The following is a 23739-nucleotide window of genomic DNA, read 5'->3' as shown; positions in this document are numbered from 1 at the left end:
GAGCGAGCCCGTGTCCGAGTTCCCTTTGTTCGCGCTGTCTGAGGAGCACCAGGCCGTCCGCGAGGCGGCCCGAGCCGTGTGCGACGCGAAGGTCGCACCGTTCGCCGCCGACGTCGACGAGCACGCCCGCTACCCGCGGGAGGCGGCCGAGGCCTTGTTGGCCGCCGACTTCCACGCCCCGCACATCCCGGAGCAGTACGGCGGTGCCGGCGCCGACGCGCTCGCCACCGTGATCATCATCGAGGGGGTCGCCCGGGCGTGTGCCTCGAGCAGCCTGATCCCGGCGGTGAACAAGCTGGGGTCGCTGCCGATCCAGTTGGCCGGCTCGGAGGAGCTGAAGGCGAAGTACCTGGGTGCGCTGGCGCGCGGTGAGGGCGGGTTCTCCTACTGCCTCTCCGAGCCGGACGCGGGCTCGGACGCGGTGGGGATGAAGGCCCGAGCCGTGCGCGACGGGGACACCTGGGTGCTCAACGGCGTCAAGCGCTGGATCACCAACGCGGGCGAGTCGGAGTACTACACGGTGATGGCGGTGACGGACCCCGAGAAGCGCTCCCGGGGGATCAGCGCGTTCGTGGTGGAGAAGAGCGACGAGGGTGTCTCCTTCGGTGCCCCGGAGAAGAAGCTCGGCATCAAGGGCTCTCCGACCCGGGAGGTCTACCTGGACAACGTCCGCATCGGTGCGGACCGGATGATCGGGGCGGAGGGCGCCGGGTTCGAGATCGCGATGCGCACCCTGGACCACACCCGGGTCACGATCGCGGCGCAGGCCGTCGGCATCGCCCAGGGGGCGTTGGACTACGCGCTGGGCTACGCCCAGGAGCGCAAGCAGTTCGGGAAGCCGATCAGCGACTTCCAGGGGCTGCAGTTCCTGCTGGCCGACATGGGGATGAAGGTCGAGGCGGCGCGGCAGCTGACCTACGCGGCGGCCGGGAAGTCCGAGCGGGGCGACAGCGACCTGACGTTCTTCGGGGCCGCGGCGAAGTGCTTCGCCTCCGACGTCGCCATGGAGGTCACCACCAACGCCGTCCAGGTCCTCGGCGGGTACGGCTACACCCGGGACTACCCGGTCGAGCGGATGATGCGGGACGCGAAGATCACCCAGATCTACGAGGGCACCAACCAGGTCCAGCGGATCGTGATGGCCCGCCAGCTCCTCGCCGGGGTGCAGAGCCGCCTCTGACCCGGACGTTCGACGAACCGTGTGAGATCGGGTCAGGGCGCCAGACGACTGCCCCGTGCCGGTCGGGCGTGAGACGGCTTAGCCCGGATGTGTGAACGCGCCCACTCGGCGACCCAGCCAGCGCCCCAGGCTGATGGCAGGGGTGACGCTCATGCCGCCGCAGAACGAGTTCCCGGCAGTTGCGGCATTGCCGATGATCTCCCCGACGGCGTACAGCCCCGGGATCACCTGGCCATCCGGTCGGCACACCGCCAGGTCAGCGTCGACGGCCAAGCCGGCAAAGGTGAGCAACGTGATGCCGTGGTTGCGCAAGGCGAAGAACGGAGGCTCCTGGATCGGCGCCGGCCGGATGGTCCTGCCGAGCGGGTCCGGACGGCCATCCGCGAGGGCCGCGTTGTACTCAGTGACGCTGGCCTCGAGTCCCTCGGGATCGATCCCGGCGAGTTCGGCCAGCGTGGTGAGATCATCAGCGGAGTGCACGGCGGGGTGCTTCCCCGCACGGTCCTTGAGATCCTCAGGAGACCAGCCGCTGACGACAGGAGGGTTCGACTCGCGTCGGGCGACGTCGTCCAGCACCATCCAGAACGTCATCTGCTCGGTTGCCAGGAGGGCCCGCTCCTTGGCGTCGATGCTGGGGTGGTCCTCTGCCACGAACCGCCTACCGGCGCGGTCGACATACACCTCATAGGGTGCCCGCTCGCTCACGAAGAAGCTGGACCGCTCGGTCAGGTTGGTCCGCTGGTGGTTTCTCGCGTCGGGCATGCCGCCGAAGGTCGGCAGGTACCTGCCGACACCGGCCAAACCCGCACCCAACTCCCGTGCGATGAGCAGACCGTCTCCGGTGGACGTCGGCCGGGCCGCGCTGACCAGGGGCACTCCCTCCACCTCTTCGAAGAGCTCCGGCTCGGAGGCGAAGCCGCCGGTAGCCAGGACCACCGTCCCGGTTCTCACGTGTTGGTCACCGCTGAAACCGGTGACCGTGGCGCCGGTGACCCGACCGCTGTCGTCAGCATGCAGAGCGGTGAGGGCGGTCGACGTGCGTAGCTCGACGGCGTCGGCGGGGACCTCGTCGAGCAGCCTGGTGAGGACCCGCAGGATCGAGAGGCCCTCGTCACGGCCGTAGTACGTCCGCGGCACGGAGTACGGCTCGTGCTCGTGCATCAGCACAGGGGTCTCTGGGGCGAAGTCGAAGCCGTGGTCCTCGAGCCAGTCGATGGTCTGGGGCGCCAGCGTCACCGCGCGTTGCACGATGTCCTCACGCGCGGTCCCGTTGCTGATCCGGCGGATGTCCTCGTGGTGACGTTCGGGAGTGTCGGTGATCCCTTTCGCCCTCTGGCGACGGGTGCCCGCGGCGGACATGTGTCCACCACTGATGTGGAGCGTGCCCCCGATCCTGGCGTCCTTCTCCACGAGCAGGACTCGGGCGCCGGCCAGGGCAGCCTCGACCGCGCACGGGATCCCCGCGGTCCCGGCCCCCACGACGAGGACGTCGTACTCCACCGAGTCCATCGACACGTGGCCTCCTCGATCCGAAATGCGTTCCGATCATTGGAACACCGTCACAAAACTAGGGCGGTATTCGCCGCGTGTCAAAGAGTACGGGAGGGGAACGCGGCGAGAAGTATTCCTCTTGCGGGAACGATGTTTCGTCAGCTGGCCGACGTACGCGGAACACCCGAGCTCGGCCCCCTCGGCCCCCTCCTTGCGCGAGCGGGTCTGCGCGGGCCCGTCGCCGCCGGGGGCGGCTAGCTGCTCGCCTTGCGCGCCCGGCTCGCCGACTTCGCCCGGGCGTTCTGGTCGAGGACGACCTTGCGGATCCGCACCGTCTCCGGGGTGACCTCGACGCACTCGTCCTCGCGGCAGAACTCCAAGCACTGCTCGAGCGAGAGCTTGCGCGGCGGCACCAGCTTCTCGAAGTTGTCGGACGTGGAGGAGCGGATGTTCGTCTGCTGCTTCTCCTTGGTGATGTTCACGTCCATGTCGTCGGCGCGCGAGTTCTCGCCGACGATCATGCCCTCGTAGACCTCGGTGGTCGGGTCGACGAACAGCACGCCGCGCTCCTGCAGCGACGTCATGGCGTACGCCGTCGCCGCGCCCGACCGGTCGGCGACCAGCGAGCCGGACGCGCGCGAGCGGATCTCGCCGGCCCACGGCTCGTAGCCCTCGGAGATGTGGTGGGCGATGCCGGTGCCGCGGGTCGCGGTGAGGAACTCGGTCCGGAACCCGATCAGCCCACGGGCCGGCACCAGGAACTCCATCCGCACCCAGCCGGTGCCGTGGTTGGTCATCTGCTCCATCCGGCCCTTGCGGGTCGCGAGCATCTCGGTGATCGTGCCGAGGTACTCCTCCGGCGCGTCGATGGTCAGCCGCTCGACGGGCTCGTGGAGCTTGCCGTCGATCTCCTTGGTGACCACCTGCGGCTTGCCGACGGTCAGCTCGTAGCCCTCGCGGCGCATCTGCTCGACCAGGATCGCCAGCGCCAGCTCACCACGGCCCTGCACCTCCCACGCGTCGGGACGCTCGGTGGGCAGCACGTTGAGCGACACGTTGCCGACCAGCTCCGCGTCGAGCCGGTCCTTGACCAGCCGGGCCGTGACCTTGTGACCCTTGCCGCCCTTGCCGACCAGCGGTGAGGTGTTGGTGCCGATCGTCATCGAGATCGCGGGCTCGTCGACGTGGATCAGCGGCAGCGCGACCGGGTTCTCGGCGTCGGCCAGCGTCTCACCGATCGTGATCTCCGGGATCCCCGCGACCGCGACGATGTCGCCCGGGCCCGCGGACTCGCCCGGCTTGCGCTCGAGGCCCTCGGTGACCAGCAGCTCGGTGATCTTCACGCTCTTCGTCGAGCCGTCGCGCTTCATCCAGGCCACCTGCTGGCCCTTGCGCAGGGTGCCCTCGTGGACGCGCACCAGCGCGAGCCGGCCGAGGAACGGCGAGGCGTCCAGGTTGGTGACGTGCGCCTGCAGCGGCGCGCCCTCGGTGTACGTCGGCGCGGGGATCGTCTCGAGGATCGTCTTGAACAGCGGCTCGAGGTCGGGGGAGTCCGGAAGGCCGCCGTTCTCCGGCATCTCCAGTGAGGCCCGGCCGGACTTCGCGGACGCGTAGACGACGGGGAAGTCCAGGGCGTCCTGGCTGTGGTGCTCGTCGAGCAGGTCCATGAACAGCTCGTAGGTCTCGTCGACGACCTCCTCGATCCGCGCGTCGCCGCGGTCGACCTTGTTGACCACGAGCACGACCGGCATGTCGGCGTTGAGCGCCTTGCGCAGCACGAACCGGGTCTGCGGCAGCGGGCCCTCGGACGCGTCGACGAGCAGCACGATCCCGTCCACCATCGACAGGCCGCGCTCGACCTCGCCGCCGAAGTCCGCGTGGCCCGGGGTGTCGATGATGTTGATCGTCATCGGCCGGCCCTCGGCGGCGGCGCCCGCGTAGTGGATCGCGGTGTTCTTCGCGAGGATCGTGATGCCCTTCTCGCGCTCGAGGTCACCGGAGTCCATCACCCGCTCGGCGACGCCCTCGGCCTGGTGCTCGGTGAACGCGCCGCCCTGGCGCAGCATCGCATCGACGAGCGTCGTCTTGCCGTGGTCGACGTGGGCGACGATCGCCACGTTGCGGAGGTCGGTGCGGGCGGTAGTAGGCACGAGGATCGAGTCTACCGATTTCGGCCCCTCCGACCCGCATCGACAACTAGCCTCGGACCCGTGGGGGGAGCGCTGCGTGCTGCGCTGACTGGGGGGCTCGCGACGACGGTGGTCGTCGGCGGCCTGGTCGCGCTGCCCGCCGGGCCCGCGGCCGCCGTCAGCACCGGCCGGCCGATCGCGGTCGCCGCGGCCGACGACGGGACGTCGTACGTCGGCTATGCCGCCGGCCACCGGCTGCTCCGGCTCGACGCCGCCGGCGGGGTGGCCGGCTCGGTGCCGCTGGACCAGGACGCGCCCGTCACGGCCCTCGACGTGGGGCCCGACGGCAACGTCTGGGTCCACTACGGCGCCAGCGTGAGCGAGCTCGCGCCCGACGGCGCCGTCCGCACCCACTTCCCGGTCGCCGGCGGGGCGTGCCCGGTCGACCGGGCGCACGACCCGGCGCGGTACGGCGGCCTCGAGGTGACCCGGGACGCGGTGTACGTCGCCGGTCGCTGTGCCGCCACGGTCGGCATCTACCGCCCCGACGGCGAGCTGCTGGCGAGCGTCGACCTGCCGGGGCGGGCCTACCCGGGCGACGTCGTCCTCGCCCCGGCGGCCAAGTCCCTGCCCGCGCGGATGTACGTGTCGGTGCCGGACGCCGGCCGGGTCTACGCCTACAACACCGCGAGCCTGCGCGCGGACCCGAAGCCCGCGCGGACGCTGGCGATCAAGCGGTTCTTCGGCTATCGCTCGCCCGCACCCGGGCCGCTGGCCGCCGACGAGAAGGGCCAGCTCGCCGTCGTGGACGTCGCCAACAACGCGGTGCACTTCTACAACGGCCCCGAGGACTACTGGTACTACCGCACCCTCGGCCACCCGCCCGACCCGGCGTCCGACCGCGGGTTCCTCGATCAGCCGACCGCGTTCGACAACGCGGACGGCAGCTTCCGCGACGGCTTCTGGGTCGCCGACACCGGCAACGGGCGGGTGCAGCACTGGGACCACCTCGGCACCACCGACTGGATGGCCGACGCGCTGCCGCCGGGCGACCCCGGCGCCCCGGTCAACGTCGGGCTGCCGCGGATCACCGGATCGCCGTACGCCGGGCGGGTGCTCGACTGCGAGCCCGGGACGTGGGACGGCGCGGTGGCGTCGTACCGGCTGGCGTGGCTGCGCGACGGGCTGCCGGTCCCCGGCGCCGACGGCGCCACGTACACCGTCACCTCCCGTGACGTGGCGACCGCGCTGACCTGCACCGTGACCGCCGTGGCCGCGGACGGCGCGAGCTCGGCGCCGAGCGCCAGCGAGGTGTTCGCGATCCCCGGCCCGCACTCGCCGCCCTACGTCCTGGACCGTCCGGTGATCAGCGGCCAGCCCACCTCCGGTGCCATCCTGCGGTGCGGCAACGGGACCTGGACCGGGCGACCCACGTCGTACCTCCGCGGCTGGCTGCGCGACGGCCAGCTCCTGCCCGGCACGAACGCCCCGGAGTACCTCGTCACCGACAACGACCGCTACCACGAGCTGACCTGCCGGGTCGCCGCGGTGAACCGGAACGGCGCCGGCAAGGTCGCGCTCAGCGACCCGGTCGCCGTCGACGACGGCAGCAGTGGTGGCCACGTCGGCCCGCCGGTGAGCACCGCGCGGCCGCGGATCGTCGGCCGGGCCAAGGTCGGGGCGGTGCTGTACTGCGACCCCGGGCGGTGGCGCAACGCGCCGGTGCTCACCTACGTGTGGCGCCGCGACGGCGCCGCGCTCGGCGGCTCGGAGAAGGACCGCTACGAGGTGCTCGGCGACGACCGCGGGCACCGGCTGACCTGCCTGGTCACCGGCACCAACCCGGCCGGCTCGGACCGGGCGAGCTCCGCGCCGGTGGTGCCCCGGGGCTGAGGGCGGGCCCGTCCAGTTTCATCGGCCGGCCGATGAAACCCGTGCCTGGACGATGCAGCTTCATCGTCCAGGGTCGAGCTTTGTCGGCCGGCCGACGAAACTCGCGCGCCGCCCACCGGGCTACCGTGGGCCCATGCCCAGGATCGCCACCACCGACCGGGTCGGGCTCGACCGGCTGCTCGACTTCGTCCGGACCCGCCACCACTTGGTGCTGGTCACCACCCGCGCGAACGGCCGCCCGCAGCTCTCGCCCGTCGCCGGCGGCGTGGACGCGGACGGGCGGATCGTGGTGTCGACGTACCCCGACCGCGCGAAGGCGGTGAACCTGCGCCGCAACCCGGCGGCCACGGTGCTGGTGCTCTCCGACGAGTGGGACGACGCGTGGGTCCAGGTCGACGGCACCGCCGAGGTCCTCGACATGCCGTCCCCGGAGGCCGAGGACGGGCTGGTCGAGTACTACCGCTGCATCGCCGGCGAGCACCCCGACTGGGCGGAGTACCGCGCCGCGATGCGCCGCCAGGCCAAGTCGCTGATCCGGATCCGGGTCGACTCCTGGGGCCCGATCGCCACCGGCGGGTTCCCGCCGGACCGCGCCCCCGCGGGCTGAGCGCGGCCCCCGTCCAGTTTCATCGGCCGGCCGATGAAGCTCGCGCGCTTCCCACCGGTCCAGTCGGGCGGTCCAGTCCGGCCGTGGCGGCGCGCTCGGCGCGGGCCCGACCCGGTTTAGGGTCGAGCCGTGCGCGGCTTCGCCCCCCTGGGCCGCTTCCTCGGCCTGGCCATGGTCGTCGCGGGGCTCGGGACCGCTACTTTGGCGACCGCCGAGACCGCGCACGCGGCCAGTGCGGACGGCCCGACGGCGATCGGGGTGAGCTCCAACGGCACGACGTACGTCGGGTTCGCCAGCGGCGGCGAGCTGCGGCGGATCTCGGTGTCCGGCAAGCCCAAGCCGTCGATCTCCCTCGACCAGGACGAGGCCGTCGACGGCATCTTCGTGACCGCAGGCGACGACATCTGGGTCGACTACGAGACCGGCATGTCGCTGTTCAACGCTGCCGGCCGACTGATCGTCCACTACGACCACGAGCCGGCACGCTCCTGCGACAACAGCTCGCCCGCGCACCGGTACGGCGGGATCACCGCCAACGGCAACCGGATCTACGTCGCCAACCGCTGCGACGACAGCGTCTCGGTGTACGCCCGCAACGGCGACCTCCAGGCGACCGTCGACCTGCCCGGCAACGACCACCCCCGGGGCATCGCGTACGGCGGGCCGCAGGCCGGCCGCCCGGCCACGCTGTACGTCGCGATCCCGGACCGCGGCCAGATCCTGTCCTACGAGGCCGCCGGCCTGCGCAGCTCCTCGAAGCCGTCGCGGACCTTCACGATCCGGCGTCCCGGCGGCGGCAACAGGCCGCAGCCGGCCGGCGTCGCGGTGGACAAGTGGGGCCAGCTGACCGTCTCCGACATGGCGAACAACGCGCTGTACCTGTTCGACACCAACCACGACTTCTCGCTCTACCGGACCCTCGGCCACCCGCCGCGGGCCAGCCGGGCGGCCGGGCGGCTCAGCTACCCCGCCGCCATCGCGCAGCACGCCCAGGACGGCGGATCGCTCTCGGGCGACCTGTTCATCGCGGACACCGACAACGACCGGGCCCAGCGGTGGAACACCAGCGGCTACACCTACTGGGCGAAGGGCGTCCGGCCCGGCTCCGGTGGCGGCGGCGGTGGCGGTGGTGGCTCCGGCGGCTCCGGCGGCGGCGGTGGTGGTGGCGGCGGTGGCGGCGGCGGAACGACCACCCCGCCCACCAACCTCTCCCCGCCCCAGCTCAGCGGACCGCCCGAGGTCGGCTTCCAGCTGACCTGCTTCACCGGTTCGTGGTCGGGCAGCCCACAGGCCTTCGAGCGGAACTGGCTGCGCGACGGCGCGCCGATCGCCGGCGCCACCGGGGCGACGTACCTGCTCACGGCCGCCGACGCCGGGACCCAGATCTCCTGCCGGGTCCGGGCGGACAGCGAGGCCGGCACGAGTGAGTGGGTGACCACCGCGACGGTGACCATCGGCGGGTCGGGCCCGGTCGCCACGGCTCCGGTGAACACGGTGCCGCCGGCGATCTCCGGTACGGCGGCCGTCGGGCAGACGCTGTCGTGCTCGCAGGGCACCTGGTCGGGGAGCCCGACCGGCTACGGTTACCAGTGGCGGCGCGACGGAGGGGCGATCTCGGGGGCGACCGGCACGACGTACGTCGTGACCGCCACGGACAGCGGCCGGGCGTTGACCTGCACGGTGACGGCGTCGAACAGCTCCGGGAGCACGCCGCAGACCTCGGCGCCGGTGACGGTGGCCGCGGCGGCCGGCCCGGTGAACACGGTGCCGCCGGCGATCTCCGGCACGGCGGTGGTGGGGCAGACGCTGTCGTGCTCGCTGGGCACCTGGTCGGGGAGCCCGACCGGCTACGGCTACCAGTGGCGGCGTGATGGTGCGGCGATCTCGGGGGCGACCGGCACGACGTACGTCGTGACCGCCACGGACAGTGGCCGGGCGCTGACCTGCACGGTGACGGCGTCGAACAGCTCCGGGAGCACGCCGCAGACCTCGGCGCCGGTGACGGTGACAGCCGACAGCCCGGTGAACACGGTGCCGCCGATCGTGTCCGGCTCGGCCAACATCGGCGAGGCGCTCACCTGCCTGCCCGGGGCGTGGTCCGGCAGCGGGGTGAGCTACGAGTACGCGTGGAAGCGCAACAACGTCGCGATCCCGCTGGCGACCTGGTCGTCGTACACGATCCTCTCCGAGGACGTCGGCGCCTCGCTGACCTGCACGGTGACCGCGAGCAACGGCCAGGGCACCGCCCAGGCGACCTCGGCCGGCTTCGGGATCGGCGGCCCGTCGGGCCACGCACCCAGCAACGTCACCCCGCCGTCCTTGTCCGGTACGGCGGCGCCGGGTGAGACCCTCACCTGCGACCCGGGCGCCTGGGTCGGCATCCCCGAGCTCGTCACCACGTACTCCTGGCAGCGCAGCGGCCGGGCCCTGGCCGGCGCCACGGCCGCGACGTACGACGTGGTGGCCGCCGACGCCGGCAGCAGCCTGCGCTGCGTCGTCGTGGTCGCGAACGGCTACGGCAAGGCGGCGGTCGCCTCGCCCGGGGTGGCGGTGAGTGGGGGTGGAGGCACGGCGTCCTGCCTGGGGCAGATCGGCGTCACCGTGAACGACGGCGCCACCCGGGTGACCACGGCGGACGTCGTCCTCGGCATCGTCGCGCCCAGCGGCGTCACGTCGGTGACGATCTCGAACGACTTCGACTTCGCCACTGCGGTGACCATGCCGGTCACGCCGTCGTGCACGTATGCGTGGACGCTGCGCTCGACGCCGGGGGTCGCGGCGATGTCCTCGGTGTTCGTGCGGTTCGGGTCCAGCCCGATGATCTACGGCTACAGCATCCTGGTGGACCGGACCGGCGGGTGACACGCTGGCGGGATGAGCTGCCGCTTCGTGCCGCCGTACCTGCTGCGCCGGGTCGCGCCCGAGAGCCTGCTGGTCGACGAGCGGCTGCGGAGCGGCCGGACGGTGCCGGCCGCCGACCGGCGCTCGGTCCTGCCGGCGGGCGGTGCGGCGTGGACCGTGCACACCGCGGACCACACGACCACCCTGCCGGGGCAGGTGGTGCGGTCGGCCGGCGATCCCGAGGTCGGTGACGCCGCCGTCGACGAGGCGGCCTCCGGCATCACCGGGGCGCTCGCGCTGTTCGCGGAGGTCTACGGCCGCTCGTCGTACGACGGGGCCGGCGCGCCGGTCAGCCTGACGGTCCACTACGGCCGCGACTACGACAACGCGTTCTGGGACGGCACGCAGCTGGTGTTCGGCGACGGGGACGGCCGGGTCTTCGGCCGGTTCACCGCTCCGGTGGACGTCCTCGGGCACGAGCTCACGCACGCGGTCACCGAGCACACCGCCGGGCTGCGCTACCGCGATCAGCCCGGCGCGCTGAACGAGTCGGTCTCCGACGTCTTCGCGGCCTGCCTCAAGCAGCGGCTGCTCGGGCAGACCGCGGCCGAGGCCGACTGGCTGATCGGCGCCGGGATCTTCCTGCCCGGCATCCACGCCCGCGCGCTGCGCGACATGGCCGCGCCCGGCACGGCGTACGACGACCCCGCGCTGGGTCGCGACCCCCAGGTGGGCCACCTGCGCGACTACGTCGACACCGCCGACGACAACGGCGGCGTGCACCTCAACTCGGGCATCCCCAACCGGGCCTTCCAGCTCGCCGCGACCGCCATCGGCGGCTCGACGTGGGACGGCGCCGGCCGGGTCTGGTACGACGCGCTCGTCGGCGGCGCCGTCGGCGCGGGCACGGACTTCGCGGGCTTCGCCGCCGCGACGGTCGCCGCCGCGGGCGCGCACGCCGAGGCGGTGCGCGGTGCGTGGGCGGAGGTGGGGGTCACGCCGGAGGGTGGTGTCGTTCCGGCCGGGGCGGGGTCAGCCGGCGGGTCAGCAGGTGGGTCGCGGCGGGTGAGCGTGCGGCGTACCGGCGGCTTCGCGGGCCTGCGCGCCGCCGGCGAGCTCGACCTCGACGGCGACGACCCGCGGGCCGCGGAGGTCGCCGACCTGGTCGACCGGGTGGACCTGGGCGTCGTGGCCCCCGGCGACCCACAACCCGACCGGTACGTCTACTCCTTCGACCTCTGCGGCTCCTGTGCCACCGTCCCCGAGCAGCACCTCACCCCCGACCTCGCCCGCCTGGTGGAGCTGCTCCTGGACGGTAGTCCCTGACGGTTGCGGGGTGTGGGAGCGCGCCCAGACCACGTATACGTCAGGGACTATCGCTCGGGATCAGGCGAGGGCGCGGTCGAGGGCGGCCGCGACGTGGAGGGTGGTGCAGGGGAAGACCGGGATGTCGGCGTCGGCCTGGTGGACCAGCAGCTCGAGCTCGGTGCAGCCGAGGATCACGCCGCCCGCGCCGGCGTCCCACAGCTCGTCGACGAGGCCGACGACGGTACGCCGCGAGCTGTCGAGCACCTTGCCGTGCACGAGCTCGTCGTAGATCACCCGGTTCAGGGTCTCGTGGTGGCGGGTCTCCGGGACGTGCACGGTCAGGCCGTGCGCGGCGATCCGGTCGGTGAAGAACGAGCGGGACATCGCGAACGTCGTCCCGAGGAAGCCGACCGAGTCGAGGCGCTCGGCCTTGCAGGCGTCGGCGACCACGTCGGCCAGGTGCAGCAGCGGGATTTCCACGGCCGCGGCCACCTGGTCCGCGACCCGGTGGAACGTGGTGGTGCACAGCAGCAGGAAGTCGGCCCCGGCGGCCTCGACCCCGCGGGCGGCGCCGGCCAGGATCTCGGCGACGTCGTCCCAGCGCTCCTGCTCCTGCAGGGCGGTGACCTCGGCGAAGTCCACCGAGACCATCGCGGTCCGCGCGGACGCCAGCCCGCCGACCCGTTCCTCGACGCCCTGGTTGAGCGCCTCGTAGTACGCGGCGCTGCTCTCCCAGCTCATCCCGCCGACGAGTCCGATGGTCTGCATGGGCCGCATCCTGTCAGAGATCCACAGATGCCGGTACGGCGGTTTCGCTGTGCGTCCGCAGGGGGAATGATCGTCGCCGTGACCCGGTCTCGGACGGTCATCGCCGCCCTGTGTGTCGTGTCGGTGCTCGCGCTCGGCGCCTGCTCCGGCGACGACCCCGAGCCCAGGTTCGCCCCGCCCTCGTCCTCCGCGCCGTCCTCGCCGTCCACCACCGCGGTGTCGGGGCCGGTCGAGCCGACCATGCCGGCCGCGGCGCGGGGGAGCGACGCGGCCGCGGCCGAGGCGTTCGTGCGGTTCTACTGGGAGATGGTCAACTACGCCCAGGCGACCGGGGACGTCGAGGGGCTTCGAAGCCTGGGTGCGGAGGGATGCAACGCTTGTGACGGAGGCGTGCAGTTCATCCGCGACGTCGTCAAGCGGAGTGGCGAGGTGGTCGGCGGCGAGAACTCGATCTCCCACGTCCGGAGCGCCTTCTTTGACGACGGTAGGCGCATCACAGTCTGGTGTGACCTGGCGAATACCAAGCAGATCGTGGACTTTCCGGGGAAGAGCGACGACGAGATCTACGTCGCCGGCAGCGTGAAGCTCCAGAGCGTTCTCCGGCTGGATGACGGCGGCTGGGTCATTGAATTCTGGGGCCAGGACCGATGACCCGCACCACCCGCATCCTGGTCTCGGCGCTGTTGGTGACTGTCGCGCTCCTGACCTCGGACGAGGCCGTTGCCGTCGATCACCACATCGGCGGACAGTCCGGCGGTGGTGCTGTCACCCTCAGCGGATTCGCTCAAAACGACGGGGTCCCGGAGAACGTGCCCGTGGCAGCTCAGACGACGCCCGGGCACTGGATCCACGTCACGCAGTGCTTCATGGGGGGCGATCAGACCTGCAACGAACCCGCCCGATGTGACGACGGCAGCGTTCAGACCTACGCCTACTTCGTCACCGATTCTGGTGAGACATACGCGGCGGGGGACAACTGCCCGGTGGGCGCGGTCGCCGCGTCACCGGAGGTGACGCCCGGGTTGGTGCTCCGGGCGTTCCGCCGGGTCCCGTTGCCGGCCTCGGAGCTGGTGGTGCAGCCGCCGGGTGGGCGGACGCTGGTGAACTTCGAGACGAACTTCTACACCGAGCGCGGTGAGCTGACCCGGGTGGTGCGGTTGTTGGGGCGCCGGGTGGAGCTGCGGATCTGGCCCGAGACGTTCACCTGGCACTACGGGGATGGGGTCAGTGAGCGGACCAGGGGTGCGGGTGCGCCGTACCCGGACCTGGAGATCACCCACCGGTACCTGCGGCGGGGTCGGGTGGCGGTGCGGGTGGACACGACGTACGCGGCCGACTTCCGAGTCGGTGCCGGTGGGTGGCGGCACGTGGACGGGACGGTGACGATCCCCGGTGCGGCCGAGGGGCTGCGGGTCGTGACGGCACGCCCGGTGCTGGTCGGCGGCTGAGTGGAGTCGGTGACGTGCCTGGTACGTCAGGGACTCCACACTGATCTGACCGCCGCTGCACTGGACCGGTCTCGACACGGCCGTCGCGACCTCGCCGGCGCTCGGTCGCGGGCCGGGCTCGACCATCATCGTGGCAGGCCTGAGCTGCTCCGCGACTCAGGCCCGACGATGGACCTTGTGCTGGGCGGCCTGGGCGCGGGGCTTGATCACCAGCTCGTCGACGTTGACGTGCGGCGGGCGGGTGACCATCCAGCCGATCGCGTCGGCGATGTCCTCGGCGGTGAGCGGCTCGGCGACCCCGGCGTACACCGCGTCGGCCCGTTCGCGGTCGCCTTCGAAGCGCACCAGCGCGAACTCGTCCGTCTTCACCATCCCGGGCGCGATCTCCATGACTCGGACCGGCTGGTCCCACAGCTCGAGCCGCAACGTCTCGGTGACGACCTTGGTGCCGTGCTTGGCGGCGGTGTAGCCGGCGCCGCCCTCGTAGGCGATCCGCCCGGCCGTCGACCCGACGTTCAGGATCACCCCCGCCCCGCTCGCGAGCAGCGCGGGCAGCAGCGCCCGGGTCACCTGCATCAGGCCGATCACGTTGACCTCGTACATCCGCCGCCAGTCCTCGGTGTCGGCCTCGGCCACCGGGGCGGAGCCGAACGCGCCGCCGGCGTCGTTGACGAGTACGTCGAGCCGCTCGCCGACCGCGGCCGCCAGGCCGGCGACCGACTCGGCGGACGTGACGTCGCACTCGACCGGCGTACCCCCGATCTCAGCGGCGAGCGCCTCGATGCGGTCGCGCCGCCGGGCGGCGCAGAACACCTGGAAGCCCTCGGCGGCGAGGCGGCGCGCGGTGGCGGCGCCGATCCCGCTGCTGGCTCCGGTGACGACGGCGGTGCGGGGGTGGCTCACGGCGCCATTGTGCCGGTCGCCGGACGCCCGTGGTCGCCGGCGTCGGACGGTGGCACACTGACCTGTCGTCCAGGAGAGCCGGTCGGGAGGGTGGAGGCATGCGCGTACCTGCCGCAGTAGCCGGTCTCCTCGGCGGGCTCTGCTGGCTGGCTGCGTACGCCGCGGATGCGGCCGGTGCCGGCTCCGGTCTCGTCGACGGCCTCACCTGGGCCGGGCTCGCGCTGCTCGTCGTGGCGACCCTCGTGGCCGGCGCCAGCCTGGTCAGTCGCAGCGCCACCTGGCTGCGGGTGCTCGTGGCGGTGTGCTTCGCGCTGCTGGCCGGATCGGTGCTCGAGGTGCTGCGCGAGGGTGGCGACCCGGTGACGGTGGACGCGGTCTTCGGTGCCGCCGCGGTCGTCGTGGCGGCGATCCTGCTCGCCCGCGGCCGGCGTACCGAGCCGACGCCGCCGCCCCACCGCAACCGCGGCTCGCATGCGCGCTGACCGGCCGGGGCACCGCTCGAGGGGAATCAATCCGGGCCCCGGCATGTTCACCTTGGTTGGACCCGACGAGCGCGACGACCCCGAGGTGGCAGTGGACCCGATCCGGCGTGTGGCGATGATCAGCCTGCACACCTCGCCCCTCGACCAGCCCGGGACGGGTGATGCGGGTGGGATGAACGTCTACGTCATCGAGCTGTCCAAGCGACTGGCCGCCCAGGGCATCGCCGTCGACATCTTCACCCGGGCCACCACCTCGGCGGTCGAGCCGCTGGTCGAGGCGTACGACGGGGTGCAGGTCCGGCACATCCACGCCGGGCCGTTCGAGGGGCTCACCAAGGCCGAGCTGCCCGGCCAGCTCTGCGTCTTCGCCCGCGAGGTGCTGCGCGCCGAGGCGGCCCAGCCGGTCGGGCACTACGACGTCGTGCACTCCCACTACTGGCTCTCCGGGCAGGTCGGCGCGCTGGCCCGCGACCGGTGGGGTGTGCCGCTGGTGCACTCCATGCACACGATGGCGAAGGTCAAGAACGACGCGCTCGCCGAGGGCGACACCCCCGAGCCCGCGGCCCGCATCATCGGCGAGGAGCAGGTCGTCGAGGCCGCCGACATGCTGGTCGCCAACACCGACATCGAGGCCAAGCAGCTGGTCAACATGTACGACGCCGACCCCAGCCGGGTCGAGGTCGTCCACCCCGGCGTCGACCTCGGGGTGTTCCGGCCCCAGGACCGCTCGACCGCCCGGGCCCGGCTCGGCCTGCCGGAGGACGCCGCGGTGCTGCTGTTCGCCGGCCGGATCCAGCCGCTCAAGGCCCCGGACGTGCTGCTGCGCGCCGTCGCCGAGCTGCTCGCCCAGACCCCGGAGCTGCGCTCACGGCTGGTCGTCCCGATCGTCGGCGGGCCCTCGGGCTCCGGGCTCGAGCACCCCGAGTCGCTGGCCCAGCTGGCGAGCGAGCTCGGGCTCGACGGCGCCGGCGGCACCGGCCCCGTGGTGCGCTTCGTGCCTCCGGTCTCCCAGGAGGAGCTGGCCCGCTGGTGCGCGGCCGCGACCCTGGTCGCGGTGCCGTCGTACAACGAGTCCTTCGGGCTGGTCGCGGCCGAGGCCCAGGCCACCGGCACCCCGGTCGTCGCCGCCGCGGTCGGCGGCCTCACGACGGTCGTGCGCGACGGCCGCAGCGGCCTGCTCGTCGACACCCACGACCCGCGGGACTGGGCCGACGCGCTGCGCCGCGTGGTCGAGAACGACGCGTTCCGCGACCGGTTGGCCGCGGGGGCGCTCGAGCAGGCGCGGCTGTTCTCCTGGGAGCACACCGCGCGGCAGACCCTCGACGTCTACCGGCGGGCGCGGGCCGAGATCCGGGAGGCCGTGTGACGTCGGCGGACGGGGCTCCCGAGCCGGATCCGCGCCAGGTCGTCCGCGACTACCTCGCCGCCAACGACCTCGAGGTGGAGGAGGTCGCCGACGGCTTCTTCTCGTTCTCGCTGCCGGGGGAGAAGAAGCTGCAGACGGCGGTCCGCCTCGACATCGGGACCCACGCGCTCGGTGTGCACGCGTTCGTGTGTCGCAACCCCGACGAGAACCACGAGGGCGTCTATCGCTGGCTGCTCCAACGCAACCTGAGGATGTACGGCGTCGCCTTCGCGCTGGACCGGTTGGGCGACATCTACCTCGACGCGCGGCTGCCGCTCGGCATGGTCACGCCCGACGAGCTGGACCGGCTCCTCGGCTCGGTGCTGACCTATGCCGACGAGTCGTTCAACGCGATCCTCGAGCTGGGCTTCGCCTCCTCGATCCGCAAGGAGTGGGAGTGGCGCACGCTGCGCGGCGAGCCGACCCACAACCTGGAGGCGTTCCGCGGCTGGCTCGAGTCCGGCGCCGAGTCCGGCCCCGAGTCCGGCGCGGAGTCCGGCGCCGAGTCGGGCCAGCCCGGGTCCGGCCCGGACGGATCCGGTCAGCCCGGGTCCTGACGCCGCTCCCGGGCCACCCGCCGGTCGGTGAGCAGCACCCACGCGATCAGCCCGCCGCCGCTGAGCACCGCGAACACGAAGAAGGCCATCGCCACCGCCGGGTAGCCCAGCACCTCGTGCTCGGTCGGCACCCGCATCATCATCGCCGCCCCGATCACGGTCGCCGCGATCACGATCCCGAACGTGAGCCGGTTCGCGACCCGGTGCAGCACCGTGTGCAGCCGCTCCTCGTCGACCGCGTGCACCCGGATGCTGAGCTCGCCCTCGGAGAGCGCCTCCAGGATCCGGTTGCCGCGCCGCGGCAGGTTGGCGGTGAACTCCTTGGCCTCCAGCGCCGCGCTCATCATCCCGGCGGCGCTGAAGCTCAGGCCGCTGCGCAGCAGCGACACCAGGCTGTCGCGCACCGCGGCCGCCGGGTCGAACGTCGGGTCGAGGTGCAGCGTGACCTGGTCCAGGTTCAGCAGCGCCTTGCCGACCATCGACATCTCGGCGGGCGGGCGCAGCCCGTGCCGCCCGGAGACCTGGCTCAGCTGGACCAGGGCCGAGCCGGCCTGGACGTCGGACCCGGCGCTGGTCGCCTCCGAGACGAGCTGCCCGACGTCCGCACGGAACGCGGCCGCGTCGAAGTCCTGCAGCGGGTGGCCGAGGGCGGCCAGCACCGCGGCCGCCTCGTCGCCGTCCCCGTCGCCCAGCGCGAGCAGCAGCTTGGTGACCTGGTCGCGCAGCCGCGGCGGGACGGTCGTGACCATCCCGAGGTCGAGCAGCGCCAGCCGGTCGTCGTCGGTGACCAGCATGTTGCCCGGGTGCGGGTCGGCGTGCAGGAAGCCGTGGCGCAGCATCGCGTCCAGGTAGCAGCCGAACAGCTGCTCCACCATCGGCCGGGTGTCGAGGTCGAGCAGGCCCAGCGGTCCGACGTCGGTGACCTTGCGCCCGTCGACCCGGTCCATCGTCAGCACCCGCGACGTCGACAGCTCCTCGACCGGAGCCGGCACCACCAGGAGGTCGTAGTCGGACGTGAGCTCGCGGAACCGGCGCAGGTTGCGCGCCTCGCGGCGGTAGTCGAGCTCACCGCTCAGCGAGCGGCGGAACTCGGCGAGCAGCTGCTCGAAGCCGAACCGGCGGCCGGTGTCGGTGTGTCGGTCGGCCAGGCCCGCGAGCCGCGCGAGCGTCTCCATGTCCTCCCGCGCCTGCTCCCGGACGCCGGGACGCTGCACCTTGACGACGACCTCACGACCGTTGCGCAGCGTCGCGCGGTGCACCTGGCCGAGCGATGCGGCCGCCAGCGGCTCGGGATCGAAGGACCCGTACAGGTCGCCGATCCGGCCGCCGAGCTCGGCCTCCACGACCTCGCGGAGGCTGTCGAAGTCCGCCGGCTCGGCGTCGTCCTGGAGCCGGGCGAGCGCGGTCGTGTACGCCGGGGGCAGCAGGTCGAACCGGGTCGAGAGCAGCTGGCCGAGCTTGATGAACGTCGGCCCGAGCTCCTCGAGGTCGGCCGCGAACCGCTCCGCGAGGGCCTCGTCGCCCTCGGGGGCGTCGTCGTCGCGCGGGAACCCGTCCAGGCCCAGTCCGGACAGGAGGTCGCTGCGACGGTGCCGGACCAGCAGCCGCGCCAGGGCCGCGTAGCGCGACAGGGGTGGGTGCGAGGAGGAGCTCATGGCCGCCTCGTTCCCGATCGGCGAGCCCGGCACGCGTGCGCCGGGTGTGACCGGCACGACGAGCCCCGCGACACTAGGCCGGCGGGCTGACCTCCTCGGCGAGCGTGCGCGGCTTGCGCCGGGCGACGGCGACGCCGACCAGCGCGAGCGCGCCGCCGACGTACGCCATCGCCGGCGGCGCCTCGTCGAGGAACACCACGCCCATCGCGATGGTGATCGGGGGGACGAGGTACGTCGTCACCCCGAGGCTGCTGGCCGACATGTGGCGCAGGGCGTAGGCGTAGGTCGTGAACGCGATCGCGGTGGGGAAGACGCCGAGGTAGGCGACCCACAGGATCGAGGACGTCGGCGCGTCACCGGCCTCGTCGAGGAGCTGGCCCAGGAACGGCAGGCAGACGACGGCGCCGACGGTGCAGGCCAGCCAGGTGACGTGGAGCGCGGAGAGCCGGGCGACCAGCGGCTTCTGCAGGATCAGGCTGACGGAGTAGACGGCGGCCGAGACCAGGCAGAGCAGGACGCCGACCACGTCGCTGCCGCCGCCCTCGGAGGTGGCCAGGCTGATCAGGCCCACGCCGCTGAACGCGAGCGCCAGGCCGACGCCGAGGTAGAGCGTGAAGCGCTCGTCGAGGAACGCCGCGGCGAGGAACGCGATCAGCACCGGCGAGATCTGGATCAGCATGGCGGCGGTGCCGGCGTCCACGCGGTGCTCGCCCTCGTTGAGGGCGACGTTGTAGACACCGAACCAGAGCACGCCGATCGCGACGATCGACATCCACTCCCGGCCGGTCGGGCGCGGCATGCCGCGGCTCAGCGCGACCGCGCCCAGGCAGAGCGTGCCGACCAGCAGCCGGCCCAGCGACAGCGCGCCGGGCGAGAAGTCCTGGCCGAGGTGGCGGATCGCGACGAACGCCGACGCCCAGAACACCAGCGTCACCGCCACCGCCGCCACCGGCAGCCAGGGGGCGGGGGCGTCGGCCTCGGTGGTCGTCGTCGGGGCCGTCGTACTCGTCACCGACCCAGCCTAGAGAGCCCCGCCGACACCCGACACGCGGTTTTCGGACGTCGATGCGCGAGATGCCGCCAGCGGGTGCGCGCGCCGGCGGTTTCCCCGGTTACCCGGGGAAACCGGAACTTCTGGCCCGAAACTTCGGGTCAACAGTTCCAAGTTCCCCGGTTAACCGGGGAAACCGACCCCGGCTCCGGCTCAGACGTCGAACTTGTAGCCCAGGCCGCGGACGGTGACCAGGTACCTCGGCTCGCCGGGGTCGGGCTCGATCTTGGCGCGCAGCCGCTTGACGTGGACGTCGAGGGTCTTGGTGTCGCCGACGTAGTCGGAGCCCCAGACCCGGTCGATGAGCTGGCCGCGGGTGAGCACCCGGCCGGGGTTGCGCAGGAACATCTCCAGCAGCTCGAACTCCTTGAGCGGCAGCCGCTGGGCCTGGCCGTCCACGGTCACCACGTGCCGCTCGACGTCCATCCGGACCGGGCCGGCCTCGAGGGTCGGCGGGGCGAGGTCGGGCTCCTGCCCGCGGCGGAGCACGGCGCGGATCCGGGCCACCAGCTCGCGTGGCGAGTACGGCTTGGTGACGTAGTCGTCGGCGCCCAGCTCGAGGCCGACGACCTTGTCGACCTCGTCGTCCTTGGCGCTGACCATGATCACCGGCACGCTCGAGGTCTGCCGGATCTGGCGGCATACCTCGGTGCCGGGCAGCCCCGGGAGCATCAGGTCGAGCAGCACGATGTCGGCGCCGTTGCGGTCGAACTCGGTGAGGGCGTCGTTGCCGTTGGCGGCGATGGCGACCTCGTACCCCTCCTTGCGCAGCATGTAGGCGAGAGCGTCGCTGTAGCTCTCTTCGTCCTCGACGACGAGTACGCGGGTCACTGGCCAGCCTCCTGGTTCCACGTGTTCGAACGGGCCGAGACATGTCGGGGGAGGGTCAAGGTGAACGTAGACCCCTGCCCCTCCACGGACCACACGCGGACCTCTCCGCCATGCGTGGCCGCGACGTGCTTGACGATGGACAGGCCCAGGCCGGTGCCACCGGTGGAGCGGTGCCGGGCCGGGTCGACCCGGTAGAACCGCTCGAAGATCCGGTCCATCTCGCCGGGCGGGATCCCGATGCCCTGGTCGACGACGGAGATCTCCACCATGTCGTCATCGGCCTTCGTCGAGACCAGCACGGTGGCGTCGCTCTCGGAGTACGACACCGCGTTGGCCACCAGGTTCGCGACCGCGGCGGTGACCTGCTCCTCGCTGCCGAAGACCTGCAGGTGCGAGACGCCGCCGGTGACGATCGAGATCCGCTTGGAGTCGGCGTCGATCGCGCTGGTGTCCACAGCGACCTTGATCACCTCGTCGAGCTCGACCGGCATCGGCTGCTCCAGCGGCTCGTCGCCCTGGAGCCGGGACAGCTCGATCACCTGCTGCACGAGCCGGGAGAGCCGGTCGCTCTCCGTGAGCATCCGGTCGGAGAAGCGCTTGACCGCCTCGGGGTCCTCCGCGGCGTCATGGACCGCCTCGGCCAGCAGCCGGATGGCGCCGACCGGCGTCTTCAACTCGTGGCTGACGTTGGCGACGAAGTCCCGGCGTACCGCCTCCACGCGACGCTCGCGCGTGCGGTCCTCGACCAGCGCGAGCACGAGCCGCGAGCCGAGCGGCGCGACCCGCGCCGTCACGTGCCGAGACGGGAGGCCCGGGCGGCTCATCAGCAGCTCCGTCTCCCGGATCTGGCCGTCGCGGCGGACCTGGTGGACCAGGTCCGCGAGGTCGGTGGAGGCCAGGGCGGTGCCGCGCACCAGGCCCATCGCGTACGCCGGCGCGGAGGCCTTCAGGACGACGTCGGCGTCGTCGACGACGACCGCGCTGCTGCGCAGGACGGAGAGCACCGCGGCGACCCCGACAGGCACCACCGGATCCTCGACGGGCGGGATGTGGTGCTGCTGGCGGTCGCTGAGGTGCCACGCCAGTACCGCGCCGCCCGCGACGACGGCTCCGATGAGCGCGGCGAGGAACGCCTGCGTCGTCGCATCCACACCTGAATCGTACGAGCCATTTCATCGCGAGTTCGCCCGCGGAGCGTCGGCTTCGCGATGTTCATCCCTCGTTCACGTCGCGGCCCCGATCGGCAACCTGGGGCACTTAGGCTGGTCACCATGCGAGAGGCATTCCACGAACAGCTCGACGGCATGTTCGGCGACCTGGCGAGCATCTGCGAGAACGTCGAGACGGCGGTGCGGCTCGCCACCGAGGCGTTGCTGTCCGGCGACGCCACGATCGCGGAGGGCGTGATCTCCGCGGACGCCGAGATCGACCAGGCCCGTGAGCGGGTCGAGGACTCGGCGTTCCTGCTGCTCTCGCTGCAGCAGCCGGTCGCCAGCGACCTGCGCACGGTGGTCGCGGCGCTCCGGATGGTCAGCGAGCTCGAGCGGATGGGCGACCTGTCCGTGCACGTCGCGAAGATCGCCCGGCTGCGGGTCCCGAACCTCGCGGTCCCCGCGGACGTCTCGCCGATCATCGAGCGGATGGCGCACGTGGCGGAGGAGATGGTGCGGCGGGTCTCGAAGATCATCGCCGACCGCGACGTCGAGGAGGCCCGCGCGCTCGCCCACATGGACGAGGAGATGGACAAGCTGCGGCGCACCACCTTCGCCGAGATGCTCTCCGCCGACTGGAGCCACGGCGTCGAGGCGGCGGTCGACGTCGCCCTCCTCGGCCGGTACTACGAGCGGATCGCCGACCACGCCGTCTCGGTCGCGAACCGGGTGGTCTTCGTGGTCACCGGCGAGAACCCGAGGGCTATCGCTTAGCAGGCTTCGCCTGGGGAAGGCGTCGAGCTCGCTTCGCTCGCCGCTCCTTCTGTTCCGCCGAACCAGGCTCGCTTCGCTCGCGGTTCGGCGATCTGGCCTCGCTCGCTGCGCTCGCGGCCAGAGGGCCGCTTGAGGAGGGCGCAGAGCTCGCTTCGCTCGCCGCTCCTTCTGTTCCGCCGAACCAGGCTCGCTTCGCTCGCGGTTCGGCGATCTGGCCTCGCTCGCTGCGCTCGCGGCCAGAGGGCCGCTTGAGGAGGGCGCAGAGCTCGCTTCGCTCGCCGCTCCTTCTGTTCCGCCGAACCAGGCTCGCTTCGCTCGCGGTTCGGCGATCTGGCCTCGCTCGCTGCGCTCGCGGCCAGAGGGCCGCTTGAGGAGGGCGCAGAGCTCGCTTCGCTCGCCGCCCTTCTGTTCGGCCGGCGTTCGTCGCCTTGCTGGCGCGCCAGGGACTATCGCAAGGTTGGTCCGCTGATGGTGCGCTGACCCGGCGCTGTCCGCGACTTCGTCGCGGACGGCTGGTCAGCGACCCTGGTTGGCGACGGCGGCCGCAGCCGCGGCGGCGGCCTCGGGGTCGAGGTAGCGGCCGTGGGGGACCGTCGGCCGGAAGTCGTCGTCCAGCTCGTAGACCAGCGGCATGCCGGTGGGGATGTTCAGGCCGGCGATGTCCTCGTCGCTGATGCCGTCGAGGTGCTTGACCAGCGCCCGCAGGCTGTTGCCGTGGGCGGCGATCAGCACCGTGTGACCGGCCCGGAGGTCGGGGACGATGTCGGACTCCCAGTACGGCAGGAAGCGGGCGATCACGTCCTTGAGGCACTCGGTGTGCGGCATGTCGTCGCCGAGCCCGGCGTACTGCGGGAGGCCGAACTGGGAGAACTCGCTGTCCTCCTCGATCGGCGGCGGCGGGACGTCGAAGGAGCGGCGCCAGAGCATGAACTGCTCCTCGCCGTAGGCCTCGAGGGTCTCCTTCTTGTTCTTGCCCTGCAGGGCGCCGTAGTGGCGCTCGTTGAGCCGCCAGGAGCGGCGCACCGGGATCCAGTGCCGGTCGGCGGCGTCGAGCGCCAGGCAGGCGGTGTTGATGGCGCGGCGCTGGACCGAGGTGTGGACCACGTCGGGCAGGACGCCCGCCTCGCGCATCAGCTCGCCACCGCGGACCGCCTCGGCACGGCCCTTCTCGGTGAGGTTGACGTCGACCCACCCGGTGAAGAGGTTCTTCGCGTTCCACTCGCTCTCACCGTGGCGGAGCAGGATGAGCGTGTGGGTCATGAGGT

The 23739-nt window shown here is 72.3% G+C and carries 20 protein-coding genes; 11 read left to right on the top strand and 9 right to left on the bottom strand.

Features of this window, described 5'->3' with window-relative positions:
• Positions 1-10: 10 nt before the first annotated feature.
• Positions 11-1180, top strand: coding sequence for an acyl-CoA dehydrogenase family protein (locus NOCA_RS22020; protein WP_011757488.1), 1170 nt, complete (start codon positions 11-13; stop codon positions 1178-1180).
• Positions 1181-1258: 78 nt separating this feature from the next.
• Here the strand turns inward: NOCA_RS22020 and NOCA_RS22015 are convergent, their stop codons facing one another.
• Positions 1259-2689, bottom strand: coding sequence for an FAD-dependent oxidoreductase (locus tag NOCA_RS22015; protein ID WP_011757487.1), 1431 nt, complete (start codon positions 2687-2689; stop codon positions 1259-1261).
• 236 nt (positions 2690-2925) lie between these two features.
• Positions 2926-4821 carry a translational GTPase TypA gene (gene typA, locus NOCA_RS22010; protein WP_011757486.1) on the bottom strand — a complete coding sequence of 632 codons (1896 nt, stop codon included), beginning with the start codon at positions 4819-4821 and terminating at the stop codon, positions 2926-2928.
• Positions 4822-4881: 60 nt separating this feature from the next.
• On the opposite strand from typA, the gene NOCA_RS22005 reads away from it, so the two are divergent.
• The 4 genes from NOCA_RS22005 (at position 4882) to NOCA_RS21990 (ending at position 11467) form a co-directional block, all read left to right on the top strand.
• The gene (locus NOCA_RS22005; RefSeq protein ID WP_140404212.1) at positions 4882-6693 is read left to right on the top strand and encodes a hypothetical protein; all 1812 of its coding nucleotides are present in this window, start codon (positions 4882-4884) and stop codon (positions 6691-6693) included.
• A gap of 133 nt (positions 6694-6826) precedes the next feature.
• Complete coding sequence (locus tag NOCA_RS22000) at positions 6827-7300, top strand: PPOX class F420-dependent oxidoreductase (protein WP_041546809.1); 474 nt, start codon at positions 6827-6829, stop codon at positions 7298-7300.
• A gap of 129 nt (positions 7301-7429) precedes the next feature.
• Complete coding sequence (locus NOCA_RS21995; RefSeq protein WP_011757483.1) at positions 7430-10162, top strand: immunoglobulin domain-containing protein; 2733 nt, start codon at positions 7430-7432, stop codon at positions 10160-10162.
• 12 nt (positions 10163-10174) lie between these two features.
• A complete protein-coding gene (locus NOCA_RS21990; protein ID WP_011757482.1) occupies positions 10175-11467 on the top strand; it encodes a protealysin inhibitor emfourin in 1293 nt (430 codons plus the stop codon).
• A 60-nt stretch (positions 11468-11527) separates the two neighbouring features.
• Here the strand turns inward: NOCA_RS21990 and NOCA_RS21985 are convergent, their stop codons facing one another.
• A complete protein-coding gene (locus NOCA_RS21985) occupies positions 11528-12217 on the bottom strand; it encodes an aspartate/glutamate racemase family protein (protein WP_011757481.1) in 690 nt (229 codons plus the stop codon).
• A 78-nt stretch (positions 12218-12295) separates the two neighbouring features.
• On the opposite strand from NOCA_RS21985, the gene NOCA_RS21980 reads away from it, so the two are divergent.
• A complete protein-coding gene (locus NOCA_RS21980) occupies positions 12296-12868 on the top strand; it encodes a DUF6318 family protein (RefSeq protein ID WP_238383386.1) in 573 nt (190 codons plus the stop codon).
• Positions 12865-13665 (top strand): hypothetical protein, encoded by an 801-nt coding sequence (locus NOCA_RS26105; protein ID WP_011757479.1) that lies wholly within the window; start codon positions 12865-12867, stop codon positions 13663-13665. Before NOCA_RS21980 ends, NOCA_RS26105 begins: the two co-directional genes overlap by 4 nt.
• Before the next feature lie 156 nt (positions 13666-13821).
• Here NOCA_RS26105 and NOCA_RS21970 read toward each other — a convergent pair whose 3' ends face one another.
• Positions 13822-14568: an SDR family NAD(P)-dependent oxidoreductase gene (locus tag NOCA_RS21970; RefSeq protein WP_011757478.1), complete on the bottom strand. Its 747-nt coding sequence runs from the start codon at positions 14566-14568 to the stop codon at positions 13822-13824.
• A 98-nt stretch (positions 14569-14666) separates the two neighbouring features.
• On the opposite strand from NOCA_RS21970, the gene NOCA_RS21965 reads away from it, so the two are divergent.
• The 3 genes from NOCA_RS21965 to NOCA_RS21955 are packed head-to-tail and all read left to right on the top strand — an operon-like array spanning position 14667 to position 17012.
• Positions 14667-15050: a hypothetical protein gene (locus NOCA_RS21965; RefSeq protein WP_011757477.1), complete on the top strand. Its 384-nt coding sequence runs from the start codon at positions 14667-14669 to the stop codon at positions 15048-15050.
• Positions 15051-15093: 43 nt separating this feature from the next.
• The gene (mshA, locus tag NOCA_RS21960; RefSeq protein ID WP_049774436.1) at positions 15094-16416 is read left to right on the top strand and encodes a D-inositol-3-phosphate glycosyltransferase; all 1323 of its coding nucleotides are present in this window, start codon (positions 15094-15096) and stop codon (positions 16414-16416) included.
• On the top strand, positions 16413-17012 hold the full coding sequence (locus NOCA_RS21955) for a YbjN domain-containing protein (protein WP_011757475.1): 600 nt from the start codon (positions 16413-16415) through the stop codon (positions 17010-17012). Before mshA ends, NOCA_RS21955 begins: the two co-directional genes overlap by 4 nt.
• Here the strand turns inward: NOCA_RS21955 and NOCA_RS21950 are convergent.
• The 4 genes from NOCA_RS21950 to NOCA_RS21935 all read right to left on the bottom strand — a co-directional run bounded on the left by NOCA_RS21950 (position 16997) and on the right by NOCA_RS21935 (position 21700).
• Entirely contained in the window at positions 16997-18667 is a 1671-nt protein-coding gene (locus NOCA_RS21950) for an ABC1 kinase family protein (RefSeq protein ID WP_011757474.1), read from the bottom strand. The genes NOCA_RS21955 and NOCA_RS21950 overlap by 16 nt on opposite strands.
• A gap of 73 nt (positions 18668-18740) precedes the next feature.
• Positions 18741-19679: a DMT family transporter gene (locus tag NOCA_RS21945; RefSeq protein WP_011757473.1), complete on the bottom strand. Its 939-nt coding sequence runs from the start codon at positions 19677-19679 to the stop codon at positions 18741-18743.
• A 192-nt stretch (positions 19680-19871) separates the two neighbouring features.
• Positions 19872-20549: a response regulator transcription factor gene (locus NOCA_RS21940; RefSeq protein ID WP_011757472.1), complete on the bottom strand. Its 678-nt coding sequence runs from the start codon at positions 20547-20549 to the stop codon at positions 19872-19874.
• Positions 20546-21700 (bottom strand): sensor histidine kinase, encoded by a 1155-nt coding sequence (locus tag NOCA_RS21935; RefSeq protein WP_011757471.1) that lies wholly within the window; start codon positions 21698-21700, stop codon positions 20546-20548. The genes NOCA_RS21940 and NOCA_RS21935 overlap by 4 nt, the downstream gene beginning before the upstream one ends.
• A 120-nt stretch (positions 21701-21820) precedes the next feature.
• Here NOCA_RS21935 and phoU point away from each other — a divergent pair, with 120 nt between their 5' ends.
• On the top strand, positions 21821-22474 hold the full coding sequence (phoU, locus tag NOCA_RS21930; protein ID WP_041546808.1) for a phosphate signaling complex protein PhoU: 654 nt from the start codon (positions 21821-21823) through the stop codon (positions 22472-22474).
• Between the two features lie 516 nt (positions 22475-22990).
• On the opposite strand, the gene NOCA_RS21925 is transcribed toward phoU, so the two are convergent.
• On the bottom strand, positions 22991-23734 hold the full coding sequence (locus tag NOCA_RS21925) for a phosphoglyceromutase (RefSeq protein ID WP_011757469.1): 744 nt from the start codon (positions 23732-23734) through the stop codon (positions 22991-22993).
• Positions 23735-23739 lie beyond the last annotated feature (5 nt).

Source organism: Nocardioides sp. JS614 (genome assembly GCF_000015265.1).
In the GTDB taxonomy this organism is placed as follows: domain Bacteria; phylum Actinomycetota; class Actinomycetes; order Propionibacteriales; family Nocardioidaceae; genus Nocardioides.
The sequence above is the reverse complement of the archived record's forward strand: the minus strand, read 5'-3'. Positions and strand labels throughout refer to the sequence as shown.